This is a genomic window from Ruminococcus sp. 210702-SL.1.03 (genome assembly GCF_020559915.1).
Classification (GTDB): Bacteria; Bacillota; Clostridia; order Oscillospirales; family Ruminococcaceae; genus YE71.
In genome coordinates, this window is record NZ_JAJCLZ010000047.1 from 1 (window position 1) to 7,746 (window position 7,746).

The window sequence follows — 7,746 nt, forward strand, 5'->3', positions numbered from 1 at the left end:
TTATAATCATATTGTGGGTAATGTTGCTCCACCTCATGTTGAATTTAAAGCCGTACTGCCAACAAATTGGGAAACGATAACCCTAAAAAATATTTTAGACCCTAATAACGGAGCAAACTCAGATAATGATGATTTAACAGACTGGCAAGAAGTTGATACTGAAAGTGGGCTTATTACATGGGATAACGATGGCAATATTCAGTTGCCAACTTTTAAGGATTGCTTAGAGAAAGCAAGCAATAAATTTTATGTTAGAAATGTTTTAGAGACATATTTAAAATATGCTCCAAGTACAATATGGAAAGTTTTTTTAAACGCTGAAATATTGCCGATTCATTCCAATCCTTGCGATGCAGATACAGATGGTGATGGTCTTTTAGATCACGAAGAAGTGATATATACAGGTTATACCGATCCATTAATACTATATGTATCATCACCATTTTCTAAGGATTCTGATGGAGATGATATTTATGATAAGTATGACTTAGAACCTTGGATTGTAAATGAATCATATGATAGAAATGCCGTATATGATTACATGAAGAAGTGGTCCGGAGATTATGACACAGTTGGTGAAAAGTACAATTATAGTGAGTATCCTATCTTTTCAGAATTAAGCGATAAAATGACTGATTGTACTAATTTTGCTTCTCAATGTTTATGTGCAGGTGGATTTAAAATGAATAATGATTGGTTTTTTGGGAAAGCTGAAGGCTTAGCATCGCATATTCATGGATTATTTTCTCATACAGGAACATGGGATTATGGCTGGACTAAATCATGGTCTGTTGTAGTTGATAATTATAACTATTTTCGTTCTGAAGAATACGCGATGTATGAGGTATCTATAGGTAGAGATGAATCTATTGAGGAAGCTATATCCAAATATGATATACGTATGGGAGATTTGATTTACTTTTGTAAAGAAAAAGGACCAACACATACAGCAATAATATCCAGTGTGCAGAAAGATGAGATTCTTTATGCTGGTCATACCAAACCAAGATGGAACAAGAAACTATCAGAAACATTTGACGAAAATGAAGATTATACAAATGTCATCATTGTTTGCTTAAACGGTAGGGTTCCAGCATGAAGAGAAAAAACATAATTTGTGTAGCCTCTAGCATTTTTATTATAATCTTATTGGTATGTGTAATAATCAAATTAACTTGTATCGTTAATCTAGATGATGGTTCATCAACATCGATATCTGATGCTGAATATCTTGAAGTATCGGACTTAAGAAAATTATATATATTTATAGATGACGATGAAAAAAATCTTTTAGAAGAATTAGCAAAAAATATGATTTTGGATTCCTATTATAATAATGGATTTAATGATCAATATACAACCATTGTTTCTAATGATATTTTTAAAAGACTGAATCCAAATAATACAGGAAATAAGTTCGATTTTGAATTAATCAGCGTGGATGTGCAATGCCTATGTAGTGAAGATAAGGCTATTGTATTTTTTACTAAGGATTGTTCTATGCAATCGAGCAGCAATAGAATTGAATGTAAAATAGTTACAGACGGATCCATCCTTGATAGACTATACTTTGAAAAAATTAATGATGAGTGGAAAGTGGTATCTTTTTTACAATCGGCATGATTTTTGACTACCTAAAAATATCATATTAATATGCATAATCATGGGACTGCTGCAGCGTGTGCTCAACAGTCCCATTTTTCTCTCACTTGAAACTAAGAATATTACTGCGAATTTTCATTATTTAATTACAAAAAGAAAATATTAATAAATCAAGAACAAGCCTTACAGTTTACGTCGAATAAATTTATTTCGGGTAAAGAAGTTGAATATATTGTCTTAAAATGGTATGATACAATTGTTAGAGTGTAATAAAACAAAAAAGTGGTGATATATATGTTAAAAGAAATTATGGCACGAATTGCAGGAATAGTGGTAATAATTATTATTGCAATTATAGTAAATTTTGTATTAAAAAGAATTCCAAACGATTCAAACATCAAAAGATTTACGGAAATGGGGTAGAATAATAACCAATGTTGCTACAACAGTAATAACGATTTTAACATTTATATTTCCGTGGATATCTTCTCCGATATTTGATGAAGATACTGAAGAATATTATGACGAACCATCATATTCTGAGGTCGTAACAACATCAAGCACTACTAATAAGACTACCACCGCTTCAACAACGAAAACTACTACCACTACTACTAATAATACCACTACAACTGAACCCCCTACAGAAAAAAGCGGTAATACTTACATTGATGCTATATCGCTGACAATAGGTGAAACATATGAAAAAACTTTTACATATTCAGAGGATAATGATAATTGTGTTTGGTATATTATAAATATTTCCGAAGACGGTTTATTATCATTAACGTTAAATGCTTCTGCTGGAGTGTATTGCAATATTAATTTAATATGTATCAATGGAAATGATAGACTTAATTATGATTGCGGACAGGATCGCATACTAAATCTTAACACGCCTATCCAAGCGGGTGAATATTATATAAAAATATCCTATGAGCAATCAGGTACATATTCTTTAAATAGTCAATTTAGTACAAGCGGATATAGTAAAGATGAGGAAATAAATTCACCATATCAAAATGCTAAACTGATTGAATCCAATACTTTAAATGGCCATATAGGATATAAAAGTAACCAGCCTAACGAAACCGATACTGATGATTTTTATAAACTAATTTTGAATTCTTTTCAATTATATACCTTTAATCTTACTATGGATTCAGATTTAAAAGCAAAGATATTTGTCATTGCTTCTGATGGCGCAACAGAAATATATAGCGATTACGGCAAGAATAAAGAAATTAAGCTTATTTGTCCGCTACAATCAGGAACCTACTATATTCGTATAGAGTGTTTGGAAAACTATGGCGGCTATCAATTGCAGATGAATTCTGTTGAAATAAAAAATTTGGACAGTGAACCTAATAATACATATCAAAATTCAATTGAAACAAAAGCTGATGAAACAATTAATGGTTCTATAGGCTTTGTAAACGATAAAAAAGAATACGATCAATATGATTGGTATATGTTTAATATTAATGAAAGGAAGCATATCATAATAAACACAAATTCACCAGAGCCATTTCAATACGAAATAAGATTGATTGGTACAGATGGAGAGCAAACTCTATCTTATACTACCTGTCGTGGTGAAATAGAAACTATTGAGTACGATTTAGAACCTGGTAGGTACTATATAAGAATTTATTCTTCCAATTATGGGGAATATGAGTTTAGTTATAATTTAAATTATGATTTTAACGATGGCTAACTTATTGGAATAATATAACATGAGGAGTATAACAAAAGCTTTTAAAGCCGAAAGTTATACTCCTTTTTCTTAACAGACCTTTTTGTTTTAAAAGCAGAAAGGTCTTTTTTATGCCCATTTTTAATTATTGGCAATGTTTTATTGCCAAATACCCATAAGCCTTCGTTTTGATTCAGAACGAAAAATCAAAACGGAGGTAAAAATATGAGCTATAATCATGGCTTGGAGGAAAAGAAATTTAAAGAACAGTGGCAGAAAACCGCTGAGGAGTACAGAAAAGCAGGGATGACTGAGAAACAGATAGCGGAAATTTATGAGTTTGACCGTGAGGTTTTCAACTCCAATCGGCGTTACAGAGAAAAAACAGTTGGACTGTTTGATAATTCAAACAGCAGAACGCTGACGGTTTATGATGATTATTCGACAAACAATCGTTATGGCTGGATCGATGAGATTGAGGACATGGAAGTGTATTCGCAGATCATGTCCTTGCCGGAAATCTGGCGTGAAGCTTTTACAATGTACATATTTGACGGGTACACTCAAAATGAAATTTCGTCAATTTTACTAAGAAATCAGTCGAATATATCCCGCGTAATTGATAAAATTGCTGAAATTTTAAGAAGTCAATTTTCAAACGCATAAAAAGGGTGTTCTCATCGGCTACAAGGTGAAAGGGAAAAAGGAGCGATCCAAATCCCTGAGAATCTTGACAACAGAATAACAGCATCGGGAAAACGTTAATCCTGCGGCCGGTATAAAATCTCGGCAGCCGCATGAACCATACGCCACGACCTCAGTTGAGCGAGCGATCAATATGACGTTCAGACCTTTGGACAGCAACCAAAGCAGGCGATGAAACGCAGGAGGATAATGATACTTCCGCCCAGCCACAGACTCAAGCAATGGGGGCGGCTCTATGAGAACCATAGTGGAGTGAGAGGCTCATGAGATGAATAAGCTGTTCATCGTTCCCGATGTTCCGCCGTGACGGGTATCTAGGATAAATATCACGGAAATTCGTCTGAAACTTACGAATCAGACGAAGGCAAAACGAATTAATAAGGCGGTTTGCATTCTTTTGCAGACCGCCTGTTACATATAAAAATAAAAGGTCAGGAGGCTGATATATGAAAGATAACGATATTCCTGAGAAATCAGATTTTTATAAATTTGGAGTAAACATTCCTGTACCAACAGTCAGGTTATCAAACAAACACCCATGTTATGGTTGTGTGTGGTATGACAAGAATGCTGATGTTCTTTTCTGCCCGTTTCATAACTGCGTTAGGAACAAAAAAGGCTTTGAAGTTCCGCAAAAGGTGGCGAAATGAAATGCTGATCAAACGAGGAGATATTTTTTACGCAGATTTAGATCCCGTAGTCGGTTCTGAGCAAGGCGGTGTTCGTCCCGTGCTGGTGGTTCAGAACAATATCGGAAACAGGCATAGTCCCACGCTTGTGGTTCTGCCGCTGTCAACAGTTAAGAAAAACAAGCTTCCTACGCATATCTGCATAAGAAATTCAAAAATACTGCCTAAAGATTCGGTCATTCTTGCCGAGCAGATTAGGACAATAGACCGCAGCAGACTTCGGAGCTATATAGGCTCATTGGACAGCGGGATAATAAATAAAATCGATGAGGCAATGAAAATAAGTATAGGAGTGGATTTTGATGACTAAATTCGGACAAGCAGAATACGGCGATTTTATGGCAAGAATGTTTGCCGATAAGCTTGATGAAATTCTTGAAACTACCGAAAAACAGAATTTCAACCGCAGAAACACAGAAGATATTTACAAAGAATTTGTATCGTCAAAAGATGCAGCTTAAGGAGGTATTAAGATGTTAGGATTTTTTATTGGCTTGTTTGTCGGAGCTTTTATCGGCATGACCGCAATGTGTCTTTGCACAGCGGCAGGGCAAGCAGACAAACATGAAAACTGCACAGATTCGGACAAAGAAATTCATTGAGTTTGATGATACCATTCCTAAAAAATTTGTGGTATCCTTGTTGGTTGAAAGGAGTGTGAGGAAATGCCGACAGTAACGGTAATACAGCCGACAATCACAGAAGAACAAAATACGAAGATCCGTTGTGCCGCATATTGCAGAGTAAGTTCAGACAGCGAAGATCAGCTTAATTCCTTTATGGCTCAGACAAGATACTACAGTCAGTTTTTTGAGAACTCCGAAACGGAAGAACTGATCGATCTGTACGCCGACGAGGGTATAACAGGTACCCGTGAGGACAAGCGTGACGAGTTTCAGAGAATGATAAAAGATTGCCGCAAAGGGAGGATAGACAGGATATACACCAAGTCTATCAGCCGATTTGCCCGAAACACTAAAGATTGTCTGAAAAACGTTCGTGAACTGAAATCTCTTGGTATTACGGTGTTTTTCGAGAAAGAGAATATCGATACAGCTAATATGACCGATGAAATGATGATAACAATAATGGGCGGTCTGGCTCAGGAGGAATCGACTTCGATTTCGCAGAATATGCGGTGGAGCATAAAAAAGCGAATGGAAAACGGCACAATGAAAATGTGCAACTCGGTGTTTGGATATGAACTTGTCAACGGTGAATTGATCTTAAATCAGGATGAAGCCCGGATAGTCAGAAAAATATTTGATTGGTATCTGAACGGATACGGAAGTGAAAAAATCGCTCAGATGTTAAATGAAATGGGAATTGGAAAAAGAGGTAGATCATGCCACTGGACAGGACCTACCGTGAGAGTTATGCTTAAAAATGAAAAATACATCGGAGATCAGCTGTTTCAGAAACGGTTTACAACAACCGTTTTGCCTCGTAAAAATTTGCCGAACAGAGGAGAATTACCTCAGTATTATTACACCGGATGTCATGAAGCCGTCATTTCAAAAGATGTATTTGACAGAGTGCAGGAATTAATACGTCTTCGGGGTGAAAATAAGCGGAATGAAAGCCGCGGTAATATACTGTCCAAGAAAATCAAATGCGGTGAATGCGGAACTACTTTCCGTATGAAAAATTGCAGAGGAAAAATATATTGGGTTTGCAGACTTCATACCGATGAAATAGAAAAGTGCTCGGTAAAACCAATAAATCAAGATAATATCCACTCTGCTTTTATCAGATTATGCAATAAACTTTGGTACAATTACAAACAAATCCTTGTACCTTTTCAAACAGCGCTGCATGATCTGAAACTCCGAAAACTCAGCAGTAAAACTCAGGTAATGGACATTCACAAGCAAACCGCCAAGCTTCGTGAACAGACACACGTCCTTGCAAGACTGAAAACCAAAGGGTTTCTGGACGAGGTAAAATACATTGAGCAGACTACGGAGCTTACAGCAAAAATCAATAAGCTGCAGGCCGAACTGAAAAAGCTTACCCGTTCCGATGACGAGGACGAAACAATTGACCAAATAGAAATGCTGATAGACTTTTTTGAAAAACAAAGTAATCCAATAACAGAATTTGACGAGTCGACGTTTGAGGGCATAGTTGAAAAGATCGTTGTGATAAATCAGCATGAGCTGGAATTTCACTTAATCGGCGGTTTAAAATTTAATGAGAAGATAAAATAGACAATTTCTACATCATAAATTTATTGCCTTTGGATATAGCTATTTCAAAGGCTTTATGGTATTGTTGTTTTCGGAGGTGAAATTAATATGCTCAAAAACAGAGTAATCCCATTCGGCTACTGCATGAAAAACGGCGAAATAACCACCGAGCCTAAAGAGGTTTACGCAGTTGCAACAATTTTCAGCGAATATCTTAATGGCAAAAGTCTTTTGCAGATTGCAAAGCTTATGGAGTCCGAAAAAATCCGATACAACAGTGATTCCGATCATTGGAACAAAAACATGGTCAAGCGGATCATAGAAAATGAAAAGTATCTGGGAACTGACAAATATCCGCAGTTGATCGATGAGGATATCTTCAGACAAGCAAATGAAAAGCGAGTGAGAAAAGCAAATTCACTTTGCACAATTTCAGAAGACCTATCGGAAATCCGAAAGGTTACATACTGCGCCGAATGCGGAGAAAAGGTTTTCAGAAAAACCAACGGCAAGGGTCGTGAATACTGGAATTGTGAAAACCCCGACTGCTTTAAATTTGAATATCGCATGACAGATCAGATGATAATGGGAGCAGTGATCACTGTTCTGAACTCTGCTGCTGCAAACCCAAGTTTAATTGAATGCGGCGGAGAGGTCAGCACATATTCCCCGACATCAGACATAGTCAGTCAGCAGAATGAGATAAATCGGATGACCGATGTATCTCAGATCAATTTTGAAAGAATAAAATCTGAGATCTTCAAGCTTGCCGAAATGAAATACGACTGCTGTACCTACAGCGACAGTCCGCAAAAAACAGAGAAAATCAAGGCTGTTCTTAAAGACCACGAGCAATTAAATACAT

At 36.1% G+C, this 7,746-nt stretch carries 10 protein-coding genes; all 10 read left to right on the forward strand.

Translation table 11 applies throughout. From position 1 onward, the window contains the following. Window positions 1–1,099 (forward strand): amidase domain-containing protein (locus tag LI114_RS12690; protein WP_227220992.1); only part of this gene is annotated, 1,099 nt, incomplete at its 5' end. Then, window positions 1,096–1,623, forward strand: a complete 528-nt coding sequence (locus tag LI114_RS12695) for a hypothetical protein (RefSeq protein ID WP_022126883.1) — start codon at window positions 1,096–1,098, stop codon at window positions 1,621–1,623. The genes LI114_RS12690 and LI114_RS12695, both read left to right, overlap by 4 nt. A 787-nt stretch (window positions 1,624–2,410) precedes the next feature. After that, window positions 2,411–3,319 (forward strand): hypothetical protein, encoded by a 909-nt coding sequence (locus LI114_RS12700; RefSeq protein ID WP_041337554.1) that lies wholly within the window; start codon window positions 2,411–2,413, stop codon window positions 3,317–3,319. Window positions 3,320–3,523: 204 nt separating this feature from the next. Next, entirely contained in the window at window positions 3,524–3,964 is a 441-nt protein-coding gene (locus LI114_RS12705; RefSeq protein WP_022126884.1) for a DNA-directed RNA polymerase sigma-70 factor, read from the forward strand. A 485-nt stretch (window positions 3,965–4,449) separates the two neighbouring features. Continuing rightward, on the forward strand, window positions 4,450–4,653 hold the full coding sequence (locus LI114_RS12710) for a hypothetical protein (protein ID WP_022126885.1): 204 nt from the start codon (window positions 4,450–4,452) through the stop codon (window positions 4,651–4,653). A 1-nt stretch (window position 4,654) separates the two neighbouring features. Then, complete coding sequence (locus LI114_RS12715) at window positions 4,655–5,002, forward strand: type II toxin-antitoxin system PemK/MazF family toxin (RefSeq protein ID WP_041337553.1); 348 nt, start codon at window positions 4,655–4,657, stop codon at window positions 5,000–5,002. After that, window positions 4,995–5,153: a hypothetical protein gene (locus LI114_RS12720; protein WP_022126887.1), complete on the forward strand. Its 159-nt coding sequence runs from the start codon at window positions 4,995–4,997 to the stop codon at window positions 5,151–5,153. Before LI114_RS12715 ends, LI114_RS12720 begins: the two co-directional genes overlap by 8 nt. A 12-nt stretch (window positions 5,154–5,165) precedes the next feature. Next, on the forward strand, window positions 5,166–5,294 hold the full coding sequence (locus LI114_RS12725; protein WP_022126888.1) for a DUF3789 domain-containing protein: 129 nt from the start codon (window positions 5,166–5,168) through the stop codon (window positions 5,292–5,294). A 63-nt stretch (window positions 5,295–5,357) separates the two neighbouring features. Continuing rightward, window positions 5,358–6,902 (forward strand): recombinase family protein, encoded by a 1,545-nt coding sequence (locus tag LI114_RS12730; RefSeq protein ID WP_022126889.1) that lies wholly within the window; start codon window positions 5,358–5,360, stop codon window positions 6,900–6,902. A gap of 87 nt (window positions 6,903–6,989) precedes the next feature. Next, on the forward strand, window positions 6,990–7,746 hold a 757-nt coding region (locus LI114_RS12735), incomplete at its 3' end, for a recombinase family protein (protein ID WP_227220993.1).